The organism is Pseudonocardia sp. HH130630-07 (assembly GCF_001698125.1).
Taxonomy (GTDB): domain Bacteria; phylum Actinomycetota; class Actinomycetes; order Mycobacteriales; family Pseudonocardiaceae; genus Pseudonocardia.
Map to the genome: position 1 here is coordinate 2,907,639 of NZ_CP013854.1, position 23,509 is coordinate 2,931,147.

Here is a 23,509-nt window from a genome sequence, read left to right on the forward strand (position 1 = left end):
CGGATCCCGTCCGCCGGGACGGTTGGCAGCGCGCACGGCCGGGGCGAGGATGTCGGGACTGGCCGTGACCGCCGTGACTCGCCGAGGAGAACACCGCCGTGACCTCACCCGCCGTCCCGTCGTACGCCTCGGGGGTCTCCGACACCCCACTGCTCGGCGACACCATCGGGGACAACCTGGACCGGACCGCGGCGAGGTTCCCGGACAACGACGCGCTGGTCGAGGTCGCCACCGGCCGCCGCTGGACCTACGCCGAGCTGCGCGACGCCGTCGACACGCTGGCCTGCGGTCTGCTCGACGCCGGTGTCACCACGGGCGACCGGCTCGGCATCTGGTCGCCGAACACGGCCGAGTGGACGCTGACCCAGTACGCGACCGCGAAGCTCGGCGTCGTCCTGGTGAACATCAACCCCTCCTACCGGACGCACGAGCTGGAGTTCGTGCTCCGCCAGGCCGGGATCTCCACGCTGGTCTCGGCCCGGGAGTTCAAGACCTCGGACTACGCGGCGATGATCGCCGACGTCCGCGGCAACTGCCCGGACCTGCGGCGGGTGGTCATCACCGGCTCACCGGAGTGGGACGCGCTGGCCGCCGGCGGCGCCGCCCCGGACCACGACCGGCTGGACCGGGTGCAGGCCTCGCTCACCGCGGACGACCCGATCAACGTCCAGTACACCTCCGGGACCACCGGGTTCCCCAAGGGCGCGACGCTCTCGCACCACAACATCCTCAACAACGGCTACTACGTCGGCCGCCTCTGCGGCTACACCGAGGCCGACCGGGTGTGCATCCCGGTGCCCTTCTACCACTGCTTCGGCATGGTCATGGGCAACCTCGGCTGCACCACCAACGGTGCGACGATGGTCATCCCGGCCCAGGGCTTCGACCCGAAAGCGACCCTGCGCGCGGTCGAGCAGGAACGCTGCACCTCGCTCTACGGCGTCCCGACGATGTTCATCGCCGAGCTCAACGACCCGGACTTCGGCTCCTACGACCTGTCCAGCCTGCGCACCGGGATCATGGCCGGCTCGCCCTGCCCGGTCGAGGTGATGAAGCAGGTCGTGGAGCGGATGGGCATGACCGAGGTGACGATCTGCTACGGCATGACCGAGACCAGCCCGGTGTCCACCCAGACCAGGGCCGACGACTCGCTGGACCGCCGGGTCGCCACCGTCGGCCGGGTGCACCCGCACCTGGAGGTCAAGGTCGTCGACCCGGAGACCGGCGCGACGGTGCCCCGTGGCGCTGCCGGTGAGCTGTGCACCCGCGGCTACTCGGTGATGCTCGGCTACTGGGACCAGCCGGAGAAGACCGCCGAGGTGATCGACCGGGCCCGCTGGATGCACACCGGCGACCTCGCGGTGATGGACGACGACGGCTACGTCACCATCACCGGCCGGATCAAGGACATGGTCATCCGCGGCGGCGAGAACGTGTACCCGCGGGAGATCGAGGAGTTCCTCTACACCCATCCCGACATCGTGGACGCGCAGGTCGTCGGCGTCCCGGACGAGCGCTACGGCGAGGAGCTGTGCGCCTGGGTGATCCTCCGCGAGGGCGCCGCGGCCCTGACCGCGGACGCGGTGCGGGAGTTCGCGACCGGGAAGCTCGCGCACTACAAGATCCCGCGCTACGTGCTGGTCGTCGAGGAGTTCCCGATGACGGTGACCGGGAAGGTCCGCAAGGTCGAGATGCGGGAGAAGTCCCCGGCGCTGCTCGGCGCGGCCACGCCCGACCGGCCCCGGAATCCCTGACCGAGGGCGCTACCGCACGGTACGATGACGACGGCGCGTCCGGGAGCCACCGGCTTCCCGGGCGCGTTCGTCGTGCATGGAACAAGCGCAGGAATCGAGGGACGCGGTGCCCACCGGCAGGGTGAAGTGGTACGACGCGGAGAAGGGCTTCGGCTTCCTCTCCCAGGACGGCGGTGAGGACGTCTACGTGCGTAAGGCGGCGTTGCCGTCCGGCGTGGAGGCGCTCAAGTCCGGCCAGCGGGTCGAGTTCGGCATGGCCGAGGGCCGTCGTGGCCCGCAGGCGCTCTCGGTCAGCGTGGTCGAAAAGCAGGCGTCGGCCGTGGAGAACACGCGCCGCCCGGCCGAGGAGCTGCACGGCCTCGTCGAGGACATGATGCGGTTGCTGGACAGCAAGATCCAGCCGGCGTTGCGGCACGGCCGCTACCCCGACCGCAAGACCTGCAAGCTGGCGGCGGAGGTCGTCCGCGCGGTCGCCCGGGACCTCGACGGCTGACCGGCGCCCCGGCCGAAATGCCGGTGGCGCCCGTGGCGTTGTGCCGGTCGTGCACCTCTCGCTGCTGGACCGGACGCGGACCCGGGCCGGGGAACCCGACTCGGCCGCGGTCCGGCACACCGTCGAGCGGGCGCGTCGGGCGGAACGGCTCGGCTACCACCGGTTCTGGGTCGCCGAGCACCACGCGGTGCCCGGGATCGCGTCCAGCAGCCCGCCGGTCCTGATGACGGCGGTCGCCGCGGCGACCGGGAGCATCCGCGTCGGGTCCGGCGGGATCATGCTGCCCAACCACCGGCCGGTGGTGGTGGCCGAGCAGATCGCGCTGCTCGCCGCGCTGCACCCGGGCCGGATCGATCTCGGGCTCGGCCGCTCGCCGGGGTTCACCGGCCCGGTCCGGCGGGCGCTGCGGGCCACGGAGTCCGGCGACGACGGGTTCCGTGCCGACGTCGAGGAGCTGCGGTCCTACCTCGACGGCACGGCGCCGGTCACCGTGCGGCCCCGCGTCGAGCAGCCGGTGCCGGTGTTCCTGCTGGCCACCGGGGCCGGGCTGCGGATCGCCGGTGACCTGGGGCTGCCGGTCGTCGTCGGCGGCCCGGCGCTGGACGACCGCGCCGCGCTCGAGGACTACCGGGCCAGGGCCGGTGCCGCGGCCCGGCTGGTGGTGTCGGCCGACGTGCTCGTCGGGCATCCGGACCTGGCGCTGCCGGAGGCGTGGGCGCTCGCGGTGGCCAGGTCCACCGGCGAGTTCCCGCCGCTGGAGCCGCCGGCACCGGAACGCCGGGTGACCGGCCGCCGGCGCGAGGTCCTCGACGCCGCGCTGTCCCGCACGATCGCCGGGGACGAGGACACGGTCGCCGAGCACCTCGACGATCTCGCCGCCCGGACCGGTGCCGACGAGCTGATGATCAGCTCCTCGACCTGGGACCGGGACGCGCTGGCCGCCTCCGACGAGGCCGTGGCCCGCCTGCTCGGCGTGCTCCCGGCCGGATAGGGGCCCGGGCTCAGGCCGGGGTGCCCTCGCCGACGAGCACCCAGGTGGCCCGGACCGGGAACTGCAGCTGCTGGCTCTGCGGGTCGATCGACGGCGCCGGGCCGAACAGCTGCACCTGGGCGGTGACGAGCCGGTCGTCCGGGCGGGGCAGCTCCAGGGTGAACTCGGTGCGCTCCCCGGCCGGGGCGATCTCGCTGCGCTGCTGCAGCGGCGCCGGTTCGCCGTCGCGGGCGAAGGCGTAGCTGACCTGCCACGGGCCGGAGGAGACCTCCTCGGGCACCGTGATCCGGATCGGGGCCCCGGGCGGCACGGCCGTGGTGACCCGGGCGTTCGGGTCGTCCTCGCAGCTCTCCATGCGGTTGTCGCAGAACTGGGTGGGCGCGGCGGTGAGGGCGGTGCCGCCGACGTCGAAGACGACGTTCGGGGCGGCGCCGCCGCAACCGGCGAGCAGGAACGCGGCGGCGGCGAGCAGCCCGGCGATCACGATCCCGGGCCGCCGGGGGCGGGTGGTCACGACGACCACCCTACGGTTCAGCGCAGCCCGGGCTCGGGGACCGGTGCCCGGCGCACGCCGAGCCCCGGCACCAGCGTCCCGCCGCGCCGGATCAGCGCCGTCTGCAGCGCGAACACCGCGACGACGGCGGCGACCACGACGAAACCGGTGCGGAACGTGTCGTGCGGGGCGAGCACGCCGATCGCCCCGCCGAGCACCCAGGCCAGCTGCAGCACCGTCTCCGACCGCCCGAACGCCGAGGCCCGCGCGTGCTCGGGCAGGTCACGCTGGACCACCGCGTCCAGGCAGACCTTCGCCAGCGCGCTCGCCGTCGACGCCACCAGCGCGGTCACCACCGCGGCCGGGACCCCGGGCACGATCGCCGCCGCCGTCGCGGCCAGCAGCGCGGCACCGGCCGCGGCCAGCACCACCGGCTCGACCCGGTCGAACCGGCTCCGCGCACCGATCGCGTTGCCGAGGAACAGCCCCGTCCCGGCGGCGGCGCCGACCAGGCCGATCACGAACAGCTGGGCGGCCGGGTCCCCGGCCGGGGCCTGCTCGGCACCGGCCTTCACCACGAACGCGACGAACAGTGTGAGGAAGCCGGTCAGCACCCGGACCGCGCTGGTGCCCCACAGCGCGACGAGCACCGAGCGGCTCGCCGGCACCCGGGCCCTGGCACCGGGACGGCTCGCCGGGACCGCGGCCGGGACCTCGCCGGCCGTGGACTCGACCCACCGCGGGATCCGCAGGCACAGCACCGCGCCGACGACGCCGAGCCCGGCCACCCACCACAGCGCCCCCGGCGAGCCGAGCAGGAAGGCGGCGCCACCGGCGACCGCACCGGCCACCCCGCCCGCGGCCATCCCGAACGTCGTCAGCCGGGAGTTCGTGGTCGCCAGGGTGATCGAGGAGGGCAGCACCCGCGGGGTCACCGCGGCCTTGAGCACCAGGAAGGACTTGCTCAGCACCATGATGCCGAGCGCGGCCGGGTACAGCAGCCAGGTCTCGAGCTGGAACACGAGCACGACGGCGAGCACCGTCCGCCCGGCGCAGGACACCGCCATCGCGATCCGCCGGCCGCGCTGCAGCCGGTCCAGCGCGGGGCCGATCACCGGGGCGACCAGCGCGAACGGTGCCACGGTGATCGCCAGGTAGAGCGCCACGTTCGCCTTCGACTCGGCCGTGGCCGCGGCGAAGAACAGCGTGTTCGCCAGCGCGACGGCGACCGCCGCGTCCAGCGCGTAGGTGAGCATCGTGGCGTAGGTGAGCGCGGTGAGCCCGGAGCGGTCCGCCCCGTCGGCCGTGGCGGCCCGCCGGAACAGGCCGACCGCGCGGCCGCTCAGCTCCCGGACGCGGTGCCCGGCGACCCGGGTCACGGTGAGCTTGCGGGGCCCGCGGGGCCGGGCGGGCGGCGGTTCCTCGGTCGTGGTGCCGGACCGCAACGACGCGTCCGACGCGATCGGCGTCGTCCGCGGGTCGGTGCCGGAGCGCCGGAACGAGTTCCCTGCCACGCCACCATTGTGCAGAGTGCCCCCGACGGTTTCGCCGTGTCGGGCCACACCCGGGCGCGTCATCACCCGGGCGGACGAGAGCCGGAGGGGCTCAGGCGGCGGGGACCGGCAGCCGGACCCGGAACGTCGTCGGCCACAGCTTCCCGGTGAGCAGGTACTCGTCCCCGGACACGTGCGCGATGCCGTTGAGCACGTCGGCCCCGGCGCGCCGGTCGGCGGGGAGCAGCCCGGCCGCGTCGACGACGGCGTCCACGACGCCGGTCGCCGGGTCGATCCGCACGATCCGGTCGGTCTTCCAGACGTTCGCCCAGACCCGGTTCCCGACGCACTCCAGCTCGTTCAGCTCGCCCAGCGGCGAGCCGTCCAGGGTGACCGCGACGGAGCCGGTGGGCGCCAGGTCGGCCGGGTCGTGGAAGTGCAGGGTGTCGGTGCCGTCGGAGCGGACGACCCGGTCCGGCGCGGACTGGCACAGGCCCCAGCCCTCGCCGTCCACCGCGACCTCGCGCAGCGGCTCCAGGGTCGCCCGGTCCCGCTCGACGGCGACACCGTCGGTCCAGGTCAGCTGCCAGATCCGGTCACCGACGACGGTGATCCCCTCGCCGAAGTACGCCTCCGGCAGCGGGCTCGCCGACCGCACCGCGCCGGTGTCCGGGTCGAGCGCCCGCAGCTCGGACTCGCCGACCCGGCCGGTGCCCTCGTAGAGCGTCCCGTCGCGCAGCTCGAGGCCCTGGGTGAACGCCTCGGGGTCGTGCGGGATCTCGCCGAGCACCTGCGGCGCGACGACCGGGACGGCGCCGGGATCGGCGGTCGCCCGCTGGGCGGGCACGGTGGCCCCGCAGGCGACCAGCACCAGGACCAGCGGCACCAGCAGGCCCGCCGGGCGGCGCGCGGGAGCGGAACGGACGGGCACCGCCCCAGCATGCCGTAGCCCGGTGGCACACTGTCGAGGTGACCGCAGGTGAGGACCAGGCAGCGACCAGCCCCGCACCCGCCGCGCCCCGTGCGGCACCGCCCGAGCTGTTCGCCGCCGTCGATCTCGCCAGGGCCGCCGCCGTCGACGAGTCCGCCGGCGAGCTGGGCGACCGGGCCGCGTCCGCCGCGGTCGGCGTGCACCTGGGCGCGTCCGCCGAGGACGACGGGTCGGTGACCCACTCCTTCGCCGCGGAGCTGCCCGGCTACCGGGGCTGGCGCTGGGCGGTCACCGTGGCCAGCGCCGGTTCCGACGAACCGGTCACCGTCTCGGAGTCGGTGCTGCTGCCCGGGGACACCGCGCTCGTCGCGCCGCAGTGGCTGCCGTGGGACCAGCGGGTCCGGCCCGAGGACCTGCGCCCCGGCGACCTGCTCCCCAGCTCGCCGGACGACCTGCGGCTGGTGCCGGGGTACACCGGCTCCGGCGACCCGGACGTCGACGCGCTGGCCCGGGAGGTCGGGCTCGGCCGGGAGCGGGTGCTGTCGCCCCAGGGCCGGGCGGCCGCCGCCGAGCGCTGGCTCGACGGCGAGCACGGCCCGGACGCCGAGCTGGCCCGCGCGGCGCCGGCGTCCTGCGGGACCTGCGGGTTCCGGGTGCCGCTGGCCGGTGCGCTGCGGGGTGCGTTCGGGGTGTGCGCCAACTCGTCGTCCCCGGCGGACGCCTGGGTGGTCGCGGTCGGGTTCGGCTGCGGCGCGCACTCCTCGGTCGCCGAGACCGCGGGCTCCCCGGTGCACGTGTCCGCACTGGTCTACGACGACGGCGTGGACCTCGAACCGGTCGGCCCGGGGTCCTGAGCGCCGATCGGTTCGGCACCGCGGCGCTCCGGGCGGGCGTCCTCGCGGCCTGGTCGTCGTCGCCGACGCGGTTCCGGGAGGACGTCAACACCGAGGACGACCTGCTCCGCGGCGGGTACGCCGGTACCTGGGTCGCCGAGCTGCTGCAGAACGCGGCCGACGCCGCGGTCGCGGCCGGGGTGCCCGGCCGGGTCCGGGCCGTCGTCACCGGCGGGGAGCTGCGGATCGCGAACACCGGCACGCCGCTGGACGCGGCCGGCGTCGCGGCGCTCGCCGCGCTGCGGGCCTCGGCCAAGCGGGACGCGGCCGGGGCGACCGGCCGGTTCGGCGTCGGCTTCGCCGCGGTGCTCGCGGTCTGCTCCGCGCCCCGCCTGGTGACGGCGTCGGGTTCTCTGCGGAGCGCACCGCGGACGAGGTGCGGGCGCTCGGCGGTGCCGCGGCCGCCGAGCTGGACCGCGATCCCCGGGTACCGGTCCTGCGCCTGGTCTGGCCGGTGCAGGAGGACCCGCCACCGGACGGATTCGGCACCGAGGTGCGGCTGCGCCCGGACGGCGCGGACCCGACGGCGCTGCTCGGCGAACTGGCCGCGGCGTGTGCGGACCTGCTGCTGGCGCTGCCCGCCCTGGACCGGGTCGAGATCGGGTCGGTCACCGTCGCCCGCACCGAGCTGCCCGGTGGCGGCGTGCGGATCGGCGACCGCGAGTTCCTGGTGGCCGGCGACGCCCGGGCCCGCTGGGCGCTGCCCGTCACCGACGGCCGTCCCGCCCCGCTCGGGCCCGACGCCGGCGAGGTGCTGCACGCCCCGACCCCGAGCGCGGAGCAGCTGTCGCTGCCGGCCCGGCTGATCGCCCCGTTCCCGCTGGACCCGGACCGCCGCCGGATCCGGGCCGAGGATCCCGGGACCGCCGGGCTCGTCGCCGCGGCGGCGTCGGCGTACGCGCTGCTCGTCGGTGCGGTCGCCCCGGCGGAGCGCACGGCGCTGGTGCCGGAGCCGGCGTTCCCGCGCTCACCGCTGGACGGGCGGCTGCGCGACGCGGTGGCCGCGGAACTGGCCCGCACCCCGTGGCTGCCCGCGGCCGGGCGGGACCCGCTGGCCCCGGACCGGGCCGAGTGGATCGACCTCGGCGGATCGGGCGCGGTGCCGGACGGGCTCCCGGAGCTCCTGGCCCGCGCGGACCCGGCGTTCGGCCGCCTGGTCGGCTCCGGGGTACGGGCCCCGGCCGGGCTCGACGTCGAGCGGCTCGGGCCCGCCGCACTGACCGAGCGGCTCACCGGGGTCGAGGCGGCTCCGTCGTGGTGGCGGGAGCTGTACGACCTGCTGGCCCCGGCGGTCTCCGCGGTGCCGGGTCTCGCGGCCGAGCTGGGTGCGCTGCCGGTCCCGCTGACCGACGGGCGGCTGGTCCCGGGCCCGGCGTCGGTGCTGCTCGCCGGGGCCGACGTGCCCGCGGTGCCCGGACTGCGGATCGTGCACCCGGACGCCGGGCACCCGCTGCTGCGCCGGCTCGGCGCCACCGACGCCGACCGGGAGACCCTGCTCGCCGCACCGGCCCTGCACGACGCGGTCGCCGGCTCGCTGGACGACGCCGACGCGGGACTCGACACCGAGCCGCTGGCCCGGGCGGTCCTCGCGCTGCTGGACCGGCCGTCCGCGGAACGCGACGCCCGGTTCGGCGCCCTGGCGCTGACCGACGACACCGGGGCCCCGGCCCGCGCCGACGATCTCGTCCTGCCCGGTGCGGCCGTCCGGGACCTGCTCGACCCGGACGCCCCGGTCGGGGTGCTCGACGCCCGGTGGCTCGACGCCGGGACCGGCGCCCTGGTCGCGGCCGGGGTGCTGGACCGGTTCACGGTCGTCGCGTTCGACCCGGACGAGCTGCACGACGGCGAGCTCTACGCCGACCACGCAGCCGACCACGCAGCCGACGGCGTGCACGACGGCCCGGCCGAGGGGGTCGCGGTCCGCGATCTCGATCTCGTCGACGACCGCTCCTGGCCCGCGGCCCTCGCGGTGCTCGCCGCCGACCGGGAGTGCCGGGCCGCGATGCTCACCGGCTACACCGCGTGGTGGCTGGGCCGGCACGTGCGCATCGGCGGGCGGCTGCCGTCGGCCTGGCGGCTGCGGTCGGCGTCCTCGCTGGCCGGGCTCTACGACCCGGTCCCGCCGCAGGACGGGGTCGACGACGCCGTGCTCGCCGCGATCGGCGTGCGCAGCGGGCTCGCGGTCACCGGCGCAGACGAGGCCGTCGAGCTGCTCGACCGGCTGGCCGATCCGGAGCGGGCGGTCCCCGGCCACGTCGCGGGGAGCGCGCACGCCGCGCTCGCGCGGGCCTGCGCCGCCGGTGCGTTCGACCCCGAGGACCTGGACCTGCCCGAGCACGTCCGGACGGTGACCGGCGCGCTCGGGCCGGCGGACCGCGCCGTCGTCCTCGACGCGCCGTGGGTGCTGCCGGCGCTCGGGGACACCCCGGCCGTCCCGGCCGGGACCGACCCGGCGACGCTGGCCGAGCTGCTCGACCTGCCGCTCGCGTCGGACCGGGTCACCGGCACCGTGCGCGGCGCGGGCGAACCGGTGGACTGGACCGCACTGCCGGAGATCGCGGCGACCTGCCAGGCGCTCGGTGCCGAGCCCCCGGCCGGCGAGCTGCGGCTGCACGAGCGGCTGGTCGTGGACCTCGACAGCGGCGCCGCGGTCACCCTCCCCGCATGGCCGGACGCGGCCGGTCACTGGCACGCCTCGGACCCGCTGCGGGCCCTGGTCGCTGCGCTCGGCTCGGTGCGGCGTGTCAGGATGAGATCGTGACGTCCGACGGCCCGACCGCGCTCCCGCGCCGGGTGGCGGTGCTCTCCGTGCACACGTCCCCGACCGAGCAGCCCGGCACCGGCGACGCCGGCGGGATGAACGTCTACGTCGCCCAGACCGCGCTCCGGATGGCCCGCCGCGGGGTCGAGGTGGAGATCTTCACCCGGGCGACGTCGTCGGAGCAGCCGCCGACGGTCGAGCTGGCGCCGGGGGCGACGGTCCGGTTCGTCGCGGCCGGTCCCTACGAGGGCCTCGGCAAGGACGACCTGCCCAGCCAGATGTGCGCGTTCACCGCGGGCGTGCTGCGGGCCGAGGCCCGGCGCGACCCCGGCTGGTACGACGTCGTGCACTCCCACTACTGGCTCTCCGGCCAGGTCGGGTGGCTGGCCAGGGACCGCTGGGGGGTGCCGCTGGTGCACTCCGCGCACACCCTGGCCAAGGTCAAGAACGCGGCGCTGGCGGTGGGCGACACCCCGGAGCCACGGGCCAGGGTGATCGGGGAGGACCAGGTCGTCGCGGAGGCGGACCGGCTCGTCGCGAACACCGAGATCGAGGCCAAGCAGCTGATGGACCTCTACGACGCCGACCCGCACCGCACCGTCACGATCCCGCCGGGGGTGGACACCGACCGGTTCCGGCCGGGCGACCGGGCCGCGGCCCGGGCCGCGCTGGACGTGGCGCCCGGGTCGGTGGTGCTCGCCTTCGTCGGCCGCATCCAGCGGCTCAAGGCCCCCGACGTGCTGCTGCGCGCCGCCGCCGAGCTGCTCGCCCGCACCCCGTCGCTGCGCGAGCGGCTGGTCGTGCTGGTCGCGGGCGGCCCGTCCGGGTCGGGGCTGGCCGAGCCGACCTCGCTGCACGAGCTGGCCGCCGAGCTGGGGATCACCGACGTCGTCCGGTTCCTGCCGCCGCGCGGCGGGGACGAGCTGGTGACCGTCTACCGGGCGGCGGACCTCGTCGTCGTCCCCAGCCACAACGAGTCCTTCGGCCTGGTCGCGCTGGAGGCGCAGGCCTGCGGTACCCCGGTCGTCGCCAGCCGGGTGGGCGGACTGCCGGTCGCCGTCGCCGAGGGGCGGTCCGGGCTGCTGGTGACCGGGCACGACATCTCCGACTGGGCGGACGCGCTGGGCGAGCTGGTGCCCGATCCCGCCCGCCGGGAGCGGATGGCCGCCGCGGCCGCCGAGCACGCGCGCCGGTTCTCCTGGGACCGCACGACCGACGCCCTGCTGGGCGCCTACGACGAGGCCCGGTCGGAGTTCCGGGTGCGGGAACGGCGGGGCGCGTGAGCGAGCTGGATCCGGTGCTGGGCGCCGCGCTGGCCGGCATGGACGTCGAGCACGTGCACCGTGGGCCGGGGCAGTGGCTGGTGACGCTGCCCGGGCAGGCCCGGCTGCAGACCCAGACCTGGCTGCTGGCCCGCGAGCAGACCCTCGCCGTGCAGGCGTTCGTCTGTCGTCATCCCGACGAGAACCACGACGGCGTGCACCGGTTCATGCTGCTGCGCAACGCCCGGCTCTACGGCGTGCACTACTGCCTGGACCGGGTCGGTGACATCCACCTGGTCGGCCGGATCCCGCGGCACGCGGTGACCGCCGAGGAGCTCGACCGGGTGCTCGGCGCCGTGCTGGAGGCCGCCGACGGCGACTTCAACACCTTCCTGGAGCTCGGCTTCGCCTCCTCGATCCGGCGCGAGCACGCCTGGCGGACCCGCAACGGCGAGTCGACGGCGAACCTCGCGGCGTTCGAGCACCTGCTCGACGGGTGACCCGCGGGTAACTTTTCGCCACGCACCCGGCGCGCCGTGCCCCGATGCCCTTAGCATGTCCGGCGACCACCGGGCGGCCCCTGCCGGCGCCCGGTCCCCGATGTGGACCTCGCGAAGGAGCGAAGCCTTGTCGATGCGCAGCCCGTACCCGGACGTCGAGATCCCCGACGTCTCGCTGACCGAGTTCCTGTTCGCCGACGGGTTCGGTGACCGCGCCGACGCGCCCGCCTTCCTCGACGGGACCACCGGCGACCAGCTGAGCTACGCGGAGTTCCACGCCCTGTCCGAGCGCATCGCCGGGGGACTGGCCGCCCGCGGGATCGGGAAGGGCGACGTGGTCGCCCTGTTCGCGCCGAACCTGCCGCAGTGGGCGGCGCTGTTCCACGGGATCCTGCGCGCGAACGCCGTCGTCACCAGCGCCAACTCGATGTACACCGGTGGCGAGCTGGCGCACCAGCTGACCGACTCCGGCGCCCGGATGCTGATCACCGTCTCGCCGTTCCTGGACCGCGCGGTGGCCGGGGCGAGCGAGGCGGGACTGTCCGCCGACGCCGTCCTGACGATCGACGCGGTCGAGGGCCACGACTCGCTGGCCGATCTCGTCTCCACCGGGGCCCCGGCGCCCGAGCTCACGACGACGGCGTCCGACACCGCCGTGCTGCCCTACTCCTCGGGGACGACCGGGCTGGCCAAGGGCGTGATCCTCACCCACCGCAACCTGGTGGCGAACCTGCTGCAGATCCGGGTCATGGGCGACGTGGACAGCAGCACGAAGATCATGGCGTTCCTGCCGTTCTTCCACATCTACGGCATGACCGTGATGATGAACCAGGGGCTGCACGCCCGCGCCACCGTCGTCACCATGCCGAAGTTCGACCTGGAGCAGTTCCTGCGGATCACCCAGGAGTACGCCGTCGACCGGCTCTACATCGCCCCGCCGGTCGCGGTGGCGCTGGCCAAGCACCCGGTCGTCGACTCCTACGACCTGTCGTCGGTGAAGACGGTGTTCTCCGGTGCCGCCCCGCTGGACGGCGAGCTGGGCCGGGCCGTGGCCAAGCGGCTCGACTGCACCGTGCTGCAGGGCTACGGCATGACCGAGCTGTCCCCGGTCAGCCACTGCATGCCCGACGACCGCGGTGACCTCGACCTGAACTCCTCGGGCTTCGCGCTGCCGAACATCGAGTGCAAGCTGGTCGACCCGGAGACCGGCGCGGAGGCCGGTGTCGGCGAGCGCGGCGAGCTGTGGGTGAAGGGCCCGAACGTGATGGTCGGGTACCTCAACAACAGCGACGCGACCGACGCCACCAAGGACGCCGACGGCTACCTGCACACCGGTGACATCGCCGTCGTGGACTCCGAGGGCGTGTACTCGATCGTCGACCGGGTCAAGGAGCTGATCAAGTACAAGGGCTACCAGGTGCCGCCGGCCGAGCTGGAGGCCCTGCTGCTGACCCACGACAAGATCGCCGACACGGCGGTCATCGGGGTCAAGGACGCCGACGGCGAGGAGGTCCCGAAGGCGTTCGTGGTGACCCAGGCGGGCGGGGACGACCTGACCGAGGACGAGGTCAAGGCGTTCGTCGCGGAGCGGGTGGCGCCGCACAAGAAGGTGCGGGTCGTCGAGTTCATCGAGCAGATCCCGAAGTCGGCGTCGGGGAAGATCCTGCGCAAGGACCTGCGGGCCCGGGAGAACGAGAAGGCCTGACCCGCCCGGACGCCCGGTACGGCGCCGTGACCTGCGAGAACGCGGGGGACGGCGCCGTCCCGGGCTGTCCGTGGGCGTCGCGGGCGGCCCGCGGACCGGCAGCCACGAGCCTGGTGGTCCGGCGTCGGCGGACGGTGCGGACCGTCAGTGCGGAACCGGCGTCGGCCGCAGGGCGGGTGACCGCCGGGTCGCCCGGCGATGGCGGTACCCGGCTGCCTCCACGACGACCGGCACAGCGACCTCCACGGCGAGCAGGGCGTCGTGGAACCGGTGCGGGCGGCCCAGCGTCGCGCGGGTCGCCAGCCGTCCGGCACCTCCGAGGAGCATGAGCCCGGCCAGGAGCCGCATACGGCTGATGCTCGGGTGGTCGGCGGCGTCGAGCCAGGCGATTCCGTAACCGGCGAAGACCGGGCCCATGAAGCGGACGTGCGAGTCGACGGTGGGGTCGGTGGTCATTCCCGGCTCCACCCGGGCCCCGCCGACCAGTTGAAGTCCGCCGATCGCGACGCAGGCCCACCCGATCACGCGTCCTACTGCTCGTAGAGCTGGCATGCGGCCGATCCTGGCAGGCGAGAGCGAGGGCGGGAAGCCACGTGCCGTACAGCCGGGCGGCGCGCCCCGTCGCGAGGGTGTAGGTGCCGGGCTACGGCTTGTAGGCTGCGCCGATGCCGCGTGCGAACCTGGGGCCCACCACCGTCGTCGAGGCCGCGGCGGTGCTCGCCGACCGTGACGGGTACGACGCGGTGACGGTCTCCGCCGTCGCCCGCGAGCTGGGGGTCAAGCCCGCCAGCCTGTACGCCCACGTCCGCGACCGGGCGGCGCTGCTGGCCGGGGTGCACCGGATGGCGACGGGCGAGCTGGGGCACCGTGTCGCGGACGCGGTCGCCGGCCGCTCGGAGCGGGCCGCGCTGACCGGTCTCGCCGACGCCCACCGGTCCTACGCCCGGGAGCGGCCGGGCGCGTGGGCGGCGCTGAACCGGCCCGTGACGCCGGTGGACGCCGGGTCGGCCGAGATCGTCCGGCTGGCCGGGCTGACGGTCGCGGTGCTGCGGGGCTACGGGATCGACGAGGCCGAGCTCGCGCACGCGATGCGCTTCGTCGCCGCCACGCTGAGCGGGTTCCTCGGCCTGTCCGGTTCGGGTGCGTTCGATCCCCCGGACCTGGTCGAGACGTCCTGGGTCCGGACGCTCGACGCCCTCGACCGCGCACTCCGGGCCTGGCCGTCGTCTTCCTAAAGGTTGTAGTTCTTACCTATAGCTCGTAGCTTCGGTGGCGCCGGTACGGCGATCCACCCGAACGACACGAGCAGGAGCAGACGACATGTCCACCTCGACCGTCGGATCCCACGCACGTGGCGCGCAGACCGATACCGCGCGCCCGTTCTTCGCACACCTGGACCTGCAGCGACGGCGGACGCTCGTCCTGGTCCCCGGTCTGCTCGCGGCCATGCTCGTGCTGCAGTTCCTGCCCGCGGCGGTCGTGCTGCCCGTGCTGTCGGCGGTCACCGGCGAGCAGGACCCGGTCCGGCTGGTCGGGCACCCGGTGATGCTGCTCGCCGCCAACCTCGCGCTCGGCCTGCTCGTCCCGCTGACGCTGGTCGCGGTGCACGTCGTCGGCCGGGTCCCGTGGCGGGCGGTGCTCGCGACCGGGCGGTCGTTCTCCTGGCGGCGCCTGGCCGTGACGGTGATGGCGCTGGCGCCGGTGTTCGTCGTCGCCGTACTGACGACCGCCCTGACGGTCCCGGGCGGCTACGGCGAGGTCCGGTTCGACACTCCGGCGGTCACGCTGCTGGTCGTCACCGTGCTGACGATGCCGCTGGCCGCCGCCGCCGAGGAGGTGCTCTTCCGCGGGGTCGTCGGGCCCGCGGTCGGCGCGTGGTTCCGCACGCCCGCGACGGCCGTCGTCGCCGGGCTCGCGGTGTCCTCGGTGTTGTTCGGCGCTATCCACTTCGCGACCGACCCGTGGATGATCGGCTACACGGTGTGGATCGGTCTGGCGATGGGCCTGCTGGCCGTCGTGACGCGGGGTCTGGAGACGCCGATCGCGTTCCACGTCGCCAACAACGTGGTCCTCTTCGGACTGGCCACCCTCACGTCCGGCGGGGCCGGTGTGGTGGTCGACCGCAGTGCCGGGGCGGGCGGTGACTCGATGGCCCTGGTGCTCACGCTCGTGCCGTTCCACCTGCTGGTCCTCGGGGCGGTCTGGCTCCTCGAGCGCCGTCGCCGGGCCGCATCCATCCGCGGCGGCAGGTGGTGACGGAGCCGACCGCGCACGGGCCCGGGACGCGAGCAGCCCGGACCCGGCGCAGGCCGGTCCGCGTTCCGCGGAACGCGGTGTCGCGGCGGCAGGCGCAGGACGGGACGTGTCGGACCGCGTCAGTCCCCCGGCGCCCAGACGGCGGTCAGCCGGTCCAGCTCGGCCGGCCCCAGCCGGATGTCCCCGGCCGCGACGTTCGCCCTGACGTGGTCCGCGCTCGTGCTCCCGGGCAGCGGCACGACGTCGACACCGTGCGTCGCCGCCCGGCTGTGTACCCAGGCGATCGCGACCTGCCCGACCGTGACGCCGTGTGCCGAAGCGATCTCCCGCAGGGCGACGTGCCCACCGGAGCCGCTCTCCTGCGCTGCGTGCAGGACGCCGTGCGCTGTCGGCGAGTGCGCGACGAGGGGGACGCCGAGCTCCGCGGCCACGGGAACGAGATCGCGTTCGATGCCGCGTTCGGCCAGCGACCACTGCTCCTGCAACGCGGCGACCGGATGGACGGCATGGGCGCGCCGGAGATCCTCGGCCGTCACGTTCGAGAGACCGATCGCCCCGATCGCACCCTGCTCGACCAGGCGGGCCATCGCCTGCACCGTCTCCTCGATCGGCGTCGTCGTACTGCGGTGGTGCAGGTAGTAGAGCTCGATGTGATCGGTCCCGAGGCGCCGGAGGCTGGCCTCACACGCCCGGCGCACGTACTCCGAATCCGCCCGGATCCCGTAGCCGCCGGGCAGCGAGTCGTCCCAGACGACCCCGAACTTGCCGGCGAGCAGGACCTCGTCCCGGCGCCGGGCGATGGCACGGCCGACGAGATCCTCGTTGCCGTACATGTCCGCCGTGTCGATCATCGTCACGCCCGCATCGAGCACCGCGTCGACGACGGCGACCGGGTCGCGGTCGGGACCGCCGGCCGCGTGCTCGCGCAGGCGCATCGCGCCGAAACCCTGACGACCGAGCGACGGGTGGCCCGCGGTCGTCATCAGGCCACCGACCTGCGGAAACGGATCACGTCGACCGGTGTGTCGTCGTCGATGCCGGGATAGTGCCCGGCCAGCGCCCGCCGCAGGGCGGCGAGATCGGCGAAGCCGTCGCGGCGGGCGTCGTCCTCGGTCAGGTCGCGCACGGTGCACCCGACGACGTCGGTGACGTCCACCGGTTCGACGGTCGTGGTGCCGGTGTCCGCGTGGTCGAACCGGAGACGGCACGGCCCGGCGGTGGCGGGATCGTCCACGCGCACGGTGCTCGTCTTGGCGCCGGACCGGACGGCGTCGAGGTATCCCTCCCACACGTGCAGCTCCTGCGGGACGCCCGGTTCGAGCGCACGCTGGTCGAAGACGTAGGGCAGCAGATCGCGGACGGGCACCGCGGCCAGGCCGTTCGCGGTCCGCACGACGGCCCGGATCTCCGGGTAGAGGTCGAACAGGATCTGGCGGCAGCGGCCACACGGGGCGATCACGCCGCGCTCGTGCACGGCCACGACGCGGAGGAGCGGCAACCGGACCCCGGGCGCGGCGACCGCCTGACCGACGGCGACGGGCTCGGCGCACGGCCCGCCGGTGAAGTGGAAGACGTTCACACCGGTGTGGACGGCGCCGCCGGAGTCGAGCACGGCCGCGGCGACCGTGTGGTCCGCGGAACGGTGGGCGGTACGCAGGGTGGCCGTCGCGGCCTCGACGAGCCGTCGTTCCGGTGGGGTCAGCACGGTGCCGGAGGCTAGCCGCGGGCCCGGCCGCGTCCAGCCGTTTTCGTCCGGGGCGTCACGCGACGTCCGCGTTCCGCGGAACGCGCCGGGCCTCAGCCGTTCAGTGCCATGGCACCGCCGAAGCCGAGGAACGCCGTCCCGGCGACCGCGTCGAGGCTCCGCCGCGCCCGGCGGCTCGACAGCCATCCGCGCATCCGCACGGCGGCCAGTGCGAGCCCGATCAGCCAGCACGTGCCCACGACCGCGACGGTGAGGGCGAGCAGCAGCGCGTCGGCCACGGTCGCCCGCTGCGGGTCCAGGAACTGCGGGAGCACCGAGACGTACATGACGAGGATCTTCGGGTTGGTGATGTTGCAGAGGAACCCGGCCGCGAACGTGCGGCCGGCCGCACCGTCGGGCGACGGTCCGCCGAGCGGGCCGTACCGCCCGCGCACGGCCGCCCGGACCGCCCGCAGCCCCAGGTACGTCAGGTAGGCGACGCCCAGCCAGCGCACCACGGTGAACGCGGTCTGCGACTGCACGACGAGCAGGCCGAGCCCGAACGCCGCCGCCACCCCCTGGGCGGCGCTGGCGGTGAAGACCCCCGCGGCGCTGAGGACGCCGTGGGCCCGGCCGCCGGCCAGCGCCGCCCGCAGGACGACGAAGGTGTCCGGGCCGGGCGCGAGCACCAGGCTGATCGAGATGAGCACGTACACGCCGTACGAGGACCACGTCACGGCGCGACGATAACGCTCAGGGGGTCCGGCCGAGGCGTGCGACGACGCCCGGCCCGGAGCAGGGCCTGCGGGCCCGTGCCGTCACCGGGCGGCATCGGCACACGCGTCCCCGGCCGGCCACGGCTGCACGTCCAGCTCCGGCCACACCGACGCCCAGCGCCGGGCCTTGGCCTCGTAGACCGACCGTGGCGCCAGCACCGGGTTCGGGCGCACCCGCATCCCGAACAGGTCGTCGAAGCCGTGCGGCGCGTGCACGGCGACGTCACCGGCCGGGGTGCGGCGCACGCCGTAGCAGCACACGACGGCGACGAAGTGGTCGATCGCGTCCGTGGCGGAGGTGAACCGCGGTGCCGGACGGCCGAAGTGTGCCTCGTACCAGAGGTGCACCCGGGCCTCGTTGCGCACCTCGACGACGCCGTCGAGATCGGCGAACAGCTCCGCCGCCCGGCGGATCACCCGGTCCTCGGCGGACCAGCTGAGATCGGCGTCGTCGAAGTAGAAGAAGTCGTAGTCCGCGATCCCGGCGGCGGGGTCCCGTCCGGTCAGGACGTTCCAGACGGTCTGGAACACGGCGCCGCCGGTCAGCCACCAGTCGCCGGCGCCGAGCTCGTCGCCGCGTTCCAGGATCGCCGCGTTGACCGGGTTGGCGAGTACCGCGTCGACGAACCGGTCGCGCTGTTCGGCCGGCCTCACCGGGACCGCCGGTTCCACGCCGCCCGCTCGTACCCGAGCGTCGCGACGGCGAGCAGGACCAGCCGGATCCGGTTCAGCGTGTACCACCGCCCGAGCAGCCGCCGGCGCTCGTCCGGGGCGAGCGGCGGGCCGTCGTCCAGCAACCGCAGGTTGACGGCCCGGACGAGGTACCCGGTGATCGCCGTCGCGCCGAGCGACGACACGGTCGCGACGGTGACCGTCCGCCGCCGTCCGGCGTCGCGCCCCGCCGTCGCCGCGGTGCCCAGCGCCGAGCCGAGCACCAGCGGCAGGGTGGGGAGGTGGTAGCGCGCCGGGCTCCCCGGGCCGAGCGGGCCACGCCGGGACGGCCGGGGGCGTCGTGCTCGTCGGCGAGCCGGTCCGGGACGCCGGCGACCGCCTCGTAGAGGGTCACGGAGAACCACTGCGCGTGGCTCAGGCGGGCCACCGCGAGGACACGTTCGGACGCTGCGGGCATCGCGTCAGTCTGGCACCGCGGGCCCGGCCGACATCGCTGTCGGTCCCCGGCGTCCGCGTGCTTGGCTCCGGCACGGAACCGACCGTGAGGGAGCCACCGCCGTGATCGAGCCGACCGCAGTCCTCGGCGTCGCCGTCATCGCACTCGGCATGGTCCTCACCCCGGGCCCGAACATGATCTACCTGGCCTCGCGCGCGATCTCCCAGGGCCGCCGCGCCGGGCTCGTCTCGCTGGCCGGGACCGCGCTCGGGTTCGTCTGCTACCTGCTCGCCGCGGCCGCCGGGCTCTCCGCGCTGTTCGCCGCCGTCCCGGCCGCCTACACCACGGTGAAGGTCGCCGGGGCGCTGTACCTGGCCTGGCTGGCCTGGCAGATGCTCCGCCCGGGTGGCCGGTCGCCGTTCGAGGCCCGCGACCTCGCGGCGGTGTCGGACGCCCGGCTGTTCGGCATGGGCCTGCTCACCAACCTGCTGAACCCCAAGATCGCGCTGATGTACGCGGCGTTGCTGCCCCAGTTCGTCCGTCCGGCCGACGGGTCGGCCTGGGGACAGCTCGTGCAGCTCGGCGGGGTGCAGATCGTCGTCGCCGTCACGGTGAACGGGCTGATCGTCCTCACGGCGGCCTCCGTGTCGGGATTCCTGGCCGCCCGGCCGCGGGCGATGACGGTGCAGCGCTGGGTGGCGGGCAGCGTCCTCGGCGGGTTCGCGGTCCGGACCGCGCTGAGCCCGGCGCCCGCCTCGTCCTGAACCGCGGCCGTCAGCCGAACAGTTCCCGGGCCCGTCCGGCGACCCGCTCGACGTCGCCGGGATCGGGGATCTCTCCGCGCCGGAACATCTCCACCTGCAGCGCCGGGCCGTAGCGCCCGTCATGGCCGTCGATCCGGTCGCGGGTGACCGGCTGGACGACGTGGTGGATGTGCCCGGGCTCCCCGCCGGCGTGCGACCACAGGCACACGTAGACTTGCTCGGCCCCGGTGAGGTCACGGGCGATCCGCGCCGTGCGGCGGAGCAGCGGGCCCAGCTCGGTGGCCTCGGCGTCGGTGGTGTCGGCGACCGAGGTGACGTGCCGCCGCGGTTTGACGACGAGCGTGCCGAGCCCGAGCGGTCCGACGCAGTGCTCGACCACCCAGTGCGCGGTCCCGTGGATCCGTCCGCCGGGCAGCGGCGTCTTCCCGGTCATGAGGTCGCACGCGTCGCAGGACACAGCCTGCGATCCTGCCAGGCGGGAAATGCCCACGACGCCCGCAGCACGGGGCGTGAGACTCGGCCTGTCCTCGCCGGACCCGGTGCAGGAACGGGTGCTCGGCGAGGTGCTGGCGGATCCGGTCGTCTGACGGGCCGTCAGCGCTTGAAGAGGTTCCCGCCCAGGTACATCTCCCAGTCGGCGTCCTCCAGGCCGTGACCGCCGGGCCGCAGGTGGTAGCTCATCGCCGGGCCGCGGAAGCTCTCGCCGGTCGTCGGCGGCCAGCTCGTCGAGGACAGGCCGGTGTCGCCCAGCCCGTACAGCTCGTAGACCGGTGCGGCACCGAGGTAGGAGAGGAACTCGCCCTGCGGGTCGGCGGTGCCGTCCTCGGTGGCGCTGGCGACGACGACCCGCCCGGGGGCGATGAGCGACAGCAGCTCGTTCTGCTCCACCGGCAGCGCGTCCGCGTTGCCCGCGAACTCCTTGTAGGTCTCCGGGAACCAGTGCGGGAACTGGTCGTTGATCGCGGCGATCGACTCGCCGCTGCCGTCCCGGCTGGCGAGCTTGGCCCCGGTGGACCCGGAGTTGTTCGAGATGACGACCGGGAACCGGGTGTCCTGGGCACCCGCCCAGAGCGCGGCCTTGCCACCGCGGGAGTGCCCGATCACCGCGACCTTGGCCGGGTCGACGTCGGGATCGGTCTCCAGGTAGTCCATCGCCCGGCTGGCGCCCCAGGCCCACGCGCTGACCGCGCGCCCGGCGTCGGCGGGCAGCTCCTGCCCGGCCGGATGGAACAGGTTGATCACGCCGTCGCGGAAGCTGCCGCTGTCGTCGGGCGCGACCTCCTCGGCGTTCAGCGCGGCGAACGCGTAGCCCGACTCGAGGACCGTGGACACCGGCGCGTACCCGGACGAGGCCCCGGCGTCGTCGCCCACCGAACCGCGGTGGTCGATCAGCAGGAAGGTGCCCTTGGGCTCGGACTCCGGCAGGAACAGTCGCAGCGTGAAGCTGCCGGATCCCTCGGGGCCGGTCACGTTGATCGTGACCTTCTTGCTGTTCGCACCGCCACCGGCGGCGGTGTCGAAGCTCATGTCGGTGGGCTCGGGCAGGGTGCGCCCGTAGACGTTGTCCTGGAACGCCTCCAGCAGTTCCGGGCGACGGACGTTCTCCCAGGTCTCGACGCTGTCCACGGCGGTGCCGTCGTCCAGCACGAGCGGGTCGGGTGCGGCCGATCCGCCCTGGGTGCTGCTCTCGTCGGTGTCCTGCTCCTGTTCCCGCTGCTCCTGCTGTTCCTGGGCCGGGCGGGTCCAGGCGGCGGGCTGCACCGACAGGCTGTCCGCGGCCCGCGAGGATGGTTCGACGGCGGCCGGTGCGCCGTCGAGCGCCAGCGGCGCGAGCGCGGCGAGCACGGACAGACTCCCGAGCGTCGCGGCGACCTTCGGCCACCTGCTCATACGCCCGTCACCTCCGGTCACCGCGGGTCCTTGACGACACACGAACGTGCGGATCGTAGCGACTCGACCGGCCGTGCACAGTGATCCGGACGACGATCCGCTGCACGATCGGTCACGCCGCCCGCGCGGGCAGGCCGGGTGCCCCGGTGGCCGGGCACCTGATCGGATGGCGCGCACCCGGACGGACGAGTGCGCACGGCGCGGCGGACGAGCGTGACGGTCGGTGACATCGATCCGGACACTAGCGACATTCCCCTGTGAACGATCTCAGTTCGGGGTGGGCCGGCCCGATCCGACGATCTCCCGGTGCACCGCCCAGGCGTCGCCGACCGGGCCGAGGTGGCCCAGCTTGTCGGGGTTGAGGACCGAGCGGACGGCGGTGATCCGCCCGTCGGCGACCTCGAGCACCAGCACCGTCAGCACCCGGCCGGCGCGGTCCCGGAGGACCGCGCCCGGCCGGCCGTTGACCTCGTGGCGTTCCCGGACGACGCCGGCGCCCGCCATCCGCGGGAACGCCGAGGCCAGCAGGCGCGCGACCCGGTCGGCGCCGACGAGCGTCCGGGCGAACTGCGGGGCCTTGCCGCCGCCGTCACCGGACATCGTCACCTCGGCGGCCAGCAGGTCACGCAGGCCGCCGACGTCGCCGTCGGACAGCGCGGCGAAGAACCGGGTGGCGAGCTCGTCGCGCTCCCGGGGGCCGGGTTCGAACCTGGGCCGGTCGGCGCGCATGTGCGCCCGGGCCCGGACCAGGAGCTGGCGGCAGGCGGCCTCGGAGCGGCCGGTCGTCGTGGCGATCTCGGCGTAGCCGAAGGCGAACACGTCCCGCAGCACGAACACCACCCGTTCCAGCGGGCTGAGCCGTTCGAGCAGCAGCAGCGCGGCCATCGACACCGAGTCGGACAGCTCCAGCGCCCGCTCCGGGTCCTGGTAGGGGTCGGCGAGCAGGGGCTCAGGGAACCACGGTCCCGGGTACTCCTCGCGCCGCACCCGCGCCGAGCGCAGCACGTCGATCGCGATCCGGCTGACCGTGGTGGACAGGTACGCCCGCACCGACTCCGGCGCGGCCGGGGTCCGGGCGAAGCGCAGCCAGGACTCCTGCACCGCGTCCTCCGCCTCCGCGACGCTGCCCAGGATCCGGTAGGCGATCGAGAACAGCAGCGGACGCAGCTCCGCGAACTCGGCGGCCCGGTCGTCGTCGTCGCTCATGCGTGCGCCGCCGGCCGGAACCGGGCCGGCAGGTCACCGTCCGCCGGCCGGGCGGTGAGGACGTTCAGCCGGTTCACCGCGTTCAGGAACGAGACCAGGGTGACCAGTGCGGTGAGCTGCGCGTCGTCGTGGTGCGCGGCCGCGTCCGCCCAGGCGTCGTCGGAGACGCCCGTCGCGCCGTCGGCGATCCGGGTGCCCTGTTCGGCGATCTCCAGGGCGGCCCGCTCGGCCGGGGTGAAGACCGTGGCCTCGCGCCAGGCCGCCAGCAGGGCGAGCCGCACCGGTGTCTCCCCGGCCGCGGCCGCCGCCGCGGTGTGCATGCCGAGGCACGGCGCGCAGCCGTTGATCTGGCTGACGCGCAGCGCCACCAGCTCCTGCGTCACCGGCGGCAGCGACGAGCGCTTCAGGGCCGCACCGAGTCCCATGACGTGCTCGACGAACGGGACGGCGGTCGGCTCGGTGAGGTAGTCGATTCGGGCGGTCATGGCGTGCTCCCTCGGTCGCGGATCGGGCGCGTACACCCGGTGGACGAGACGACCGCGACGCCTG

At 74.9% G+C, this 23,509-nt stretch carries 24 protein-coding genes and 1 pseudogene; 12 read left to right on the forward strand and 13 right to left on the reverse strand.

Translation table 11 applies throughout. The features are described 5' to 3' along the window. Positions 1-98 precede the first annotated feature (98 nt). The 3 genes from AFB00_RS14070 (at position 99) to AFB00_RS14080 (ending at position 3,238) form a co-directional block, all read left to right on the forward strand. Positions 99-1,754, forward strand: a complete 1,656-nt coding sequence (locus AFB00_RS14070; protein ID WP_068797612.1) for an AMP-binding protein — start codon at positions 99-101, stop codon at positions 1,752-1,754. 106 nt (positions 1,755-1,860) lie between these two features. Then, positions 1,861-2,247: a cold-shock protein gene (locus AFB00_RS14075; RefSeq protein WP_068797613.1), complete on the forward strand. Its 387-nt coding sequence runs from the start codon at positions 1,861-1,863 to the stop codon at positions 2,245-2,247. Positions 2,248-2,296: 49 nt separating this feature from the next. Then, positions 2,297-3,238: an MsnO8 family LLM class oxidoreductase gene (locus tag AFB00_RS14080; protein ID WP_068800303.1), complete on the forward strand. Its 942-nt coding sequence runs from the start codon at positions 2,297-2,299 to the stop codon at positions 3,236-3,238. 10 nt (positions 3,239-3,248) lie between these two features. On the opposite strand, the gene AFB00_RS14085 is transcribed toward AFB00_RS14080, so the two are convergent. From AFB00_RS14085 to AFB00_RS14095, 3 genes are all read right to left on the reverse strand, one after another. Next, a complete protein-coding gene (locus AFB00_RS14085; RefSeq protein ID WP_197519852.1) occupies positions 3,249-3,752 on the reverse strand; it encodes a DUF2771 family protein in 504 nt (167 codons plus the stop codon). Positions 3,753-3,769: 17 nt separating this feature from the next. After that, the gene (locus AFB00_RS14090; protein ID WP_068797615.1) at positions 3,770-5,245 is read right to left on the reverse strand and encodes an MFS transporter; all 1,476 of its coding nucleotides are present in this window, start codon (positions 5,243-5,245) and stop codon (positions 3,770-3,772) included. A gap of 91 nt (positions 5,246-5,336) precedes the next feature. After that, a complete protein-coding gene (locus AFB00_RS14095; RefSeq protein WP_068797616.1) occupies positions 5,337-6,155 on the reverse strand; it encodes a glutaminyl-peptide cyclotransferase in 819 nt (272 codons plus the stop codon). 38 nt (positions 6,156-6,193) lie between these two features. Here AFB00_RS14095 and AFB00_RS14100 point away from each other — a divergent pair, with 38 nt between their 5' ends. The 6 genes and pseudogenes from AFB00_RS14100 to AFB00_RS14120 all read left to right on the forward strand — a co-directional run bounded on the left by AFB00_RS14100 (position 6,194) and on the right by AFB00_RS14120 (position 13,276). Then, the gene (locus AFB00_RS14100) at positions 6,194-7,009 is read left to right on the forward strand and encodes a DUF3027 domain-containing protein (protein WP_231974382.1); all 816 of its coding nucleotides are present in this window, start codon (positions 6,194-6,196) and stop codon (positions 7,007-7,009) included. Between the two features lie 179 nt (positions 7,010-7,188). Next, a pseudogene (locus AFB00_RS36195) lies at positions 7,189-7,323 on the forward strand (hypothetical protein); the annotation flags it as partial. A 101-nt stretch (positions 7,324-7,424) separates the two neighbouring features. Next, complete coding sequence (locus tag AFB00_RS14105) at positions 7,425-9,809, forward strand: hypothetical protein (protein WP_068797617.1); 2,385 nt, start codon at positions 7,425-7,427, stop codon at positions 9,807-9,809. Beyond that, positions 9,806-11,092 carry a D-inositol-3-phosphate glycosyltransferase gene (gene mshA, locus AFB00_RS14110; RefSeq protein WP_083275521.1) on the forward strand — a complete coding sequence of 429 codons (1,287 nt, stop codon included), beginning with the start codon at positions 9,806-9,808 and terminating at the stop codon, positions 11,090-11,092. Before AFB00_RS14105 ends, mshA begins: the two co-directional genes overlap by 4 nt. 38 nt (positions 11,093-11,130) lie before the next feature. Beyond that, entirely contained in the window at positions 11,131-11,571 is a 441-nt protein-coding gene (locus AFB00_RS14115; protein ID WP_083276039.1) for a YbjN domain-containing protein, read from the forward strand. Positions 11,572-11,704: 133 nt separating this feature from the next. Then, positions 11,705-13,276, forward strand: coding sequence for an AMP-binding protein (locus AFB00_RS14120; RefSeq protein WP_197519853.1), 1,572 nt, complete (start codon positions 11,705-11,707; stop codon positions 13,274-13,276). A 144-nt stretch (positions 13,277-13,420) separates the two neighbouring features. Here the strand turns inward: AFB00_RS14120 and AFB00_RS14125 are convergent, their stop codons facing one another. Continuing rightward, positions 13,421-13,828: a DUF4345 domain-containing protein gene (locus tag AFB00_RS14125; protein WP_068797620.1), complete on the reverse strand. Its 408-nt coding sequence runs from the start codon at positions 13,826-13,828 to the stop codon at positions 13,421-13,423. 113 nt (positions 13,829-13,941) lie between these two features. On the opposite strand from AFB00_RS14125, the gene AFB00_RS14130 reads away from it, so the two are divergent. Both AFB00_RS14130 and AFB00_RS14135 read left to right on the forward strand, forming a co-directional pair. Next, positions 13,942-14,511, forward strand: a complete 570-nt coding sequence (locus AFB00_RS14130; RefSeq protein ID WP_068797621.1) for a TetR/AcrR family transcriptional regulator — start codon at positions 13,942-13,944, stop codon at positions 14,509-14,511. Positions 14,512-14,596: 85 nt separating this feature from the next. Then, complete coding sequence (locus AFB00_RS14135; protein WP_068797622.1) at positions 14,597-15,532, forward strand: CPBP family intramembrane glutamic endopeptidase; 936 nt, start codon at positions 14,597-14,599, stop codon at positions 15,530-15,532. A 119-nt stretch (positions 15,533-15,651) separates the two neighbouring features. On the opposite strand, the gene AFB00_RS14140 is transcribed toward AFB00_RS14135, so the two are convergent. The 5 genes from AFB00_RS14140 to AFB00_RS14160 form a co-directional block, all read right to left on the reverse strand. After that, positions 15,652-16,515, reverse strand: a complete 864-nt coding sequence (locus AFB00_RS14140; RefSeq protein WP_068797623.1) for an aldo/keto reductase — start codon at positions 16,513-16,515, stop codon at positions 15,652-15,654. Next, positions 16,515-17,237, reverse strand: coding sequence for an ASCH domain-containing protein (locus AFB00_RS14145; RefSeq protein WP_068797624.1), 723 nt, complete (start codon positions 17,235-17,237; stop codon positions 16,515-16,517). The genes AFB00_RS14140 and AFB00_RS14145 overlap by 1 nt, the downstream gene beginning before the upstream one ends. A 92-nt stretch (positions 17,238-17,329) precedes the next feature. Next, positions 17,330-17,953, reverse strand: a complete 624-nt coding sequence (locus AFB00_RS14150; protein WP_068797625.1) for a LysE family translocator — start codon at positions 17,951-17,953, stop codon at positions 17,330-17,332. A gap of 81 nt (positions 17,954-18,034) precedes the next feature. Beyond that, the gene (locus tag AFB00_RS14155; RefSeq protein WP_231974384.1) at positions 18,035-18,664 is read right to left on the reverse strand and encodes a nucleotidyltransferase family protein; all 630 of its coding nucleotides are present in this window, start codon (positions 18,662-18,664) and stop codon (positions 18,035-18,037) included. Then, positions 18,643-18,927: an anthrone oxygenase family protein gene (locus tag AFB00_RS14160; protein WP_068797626.1), complete on the reverse strand. Its 285-nt coding sequence runs from the start codon at positions 18,925-18,927 to the stop codon at positions 18,643-18,645. The genes AFB00_RS14155 and AFB00_RS14160 overlap by 22 nt, the downstream gene beginning before the upstream one ends. A 295-nt stretch (positions 18,928-19,222) precedes the next feature. Here AFB00_RS14160 and AFB00_RS14165 point away from each other — a divergent pair, with 295 nt between their 5' ends. Continuing rightward, positions 19,223-19,864, forward strand: a complete 642-nt coding sequence (locus tag AFB00_RS14165; RefSeq protein ID WP_068797627.1) for a LysE family translocator — start codon at positions 19,223-19,225, stop codon at positions 19,862-19,864. 10 nt (positions 19,865-19,874) lie between these two features. Here the strand turns inward: AFB00_RS14165 and AFB00_RS14170 are convergent, their stop codons facing one another. The 4 genes from AFB00_RS14170 to AFB00_RS14185 form a co-directional block, all read right to left on the reverse strand. After that, complete coding sequence (locus AFB00_RS14170) at positions 19,875-20,321, reverse strand: HIT family protein (protein ID WP_231974385.1); 447 nt, start codon at positions 20,319-20,321, stop codon at positions 19,875-19,877. 137 nt (positions 20,322-20,458) lie between these two features. Further along, positions 20,459-21,754 carry an alpha/beta hydrolase family protein gene (locus AFB00_RS14175; protein WP_068797628.1) on the reverse strand — a complete coding sequence of 432 codons (1,296 nt, stop codon included), beginning with the start codon at positions 21,752-21,754 and terminating at the stop codon, positions 20,459-20,461. 267 nt (positions 21,755-22,021) lie between these two features. Further along, positions 22,022-22,960 carry an RNA polymerase sigma-70 factor gene (locus AFB00_RS14180; RefSeq protein ID WP_068797629.1) on the reverse strand — a complete coding sequence of 313 codons (939 nt, stop codon included), beginning with the start codon at positions 22,958-22,960 and terminating at the stop codon, positions 22,022-22,024. Continuing rightward, complete coding sequence (locus tag AFB00_RS14185) at positions 22,957-23,445, reverse strand: carboxymuconolactone decarboxylase family protein (protein ID WP_068797630.1); 489 nt, start codon at positions 23,443-23,445, stop codon at positions 22,957-22,959. The genes AFB00_RS14180 and AFB00_RS14185 overlap by 4 nt, the downstream gene beginning before the upstream one ends. Between the last annotated feature and the right edge of the window lie 64 nt (positions 23,446-23,509).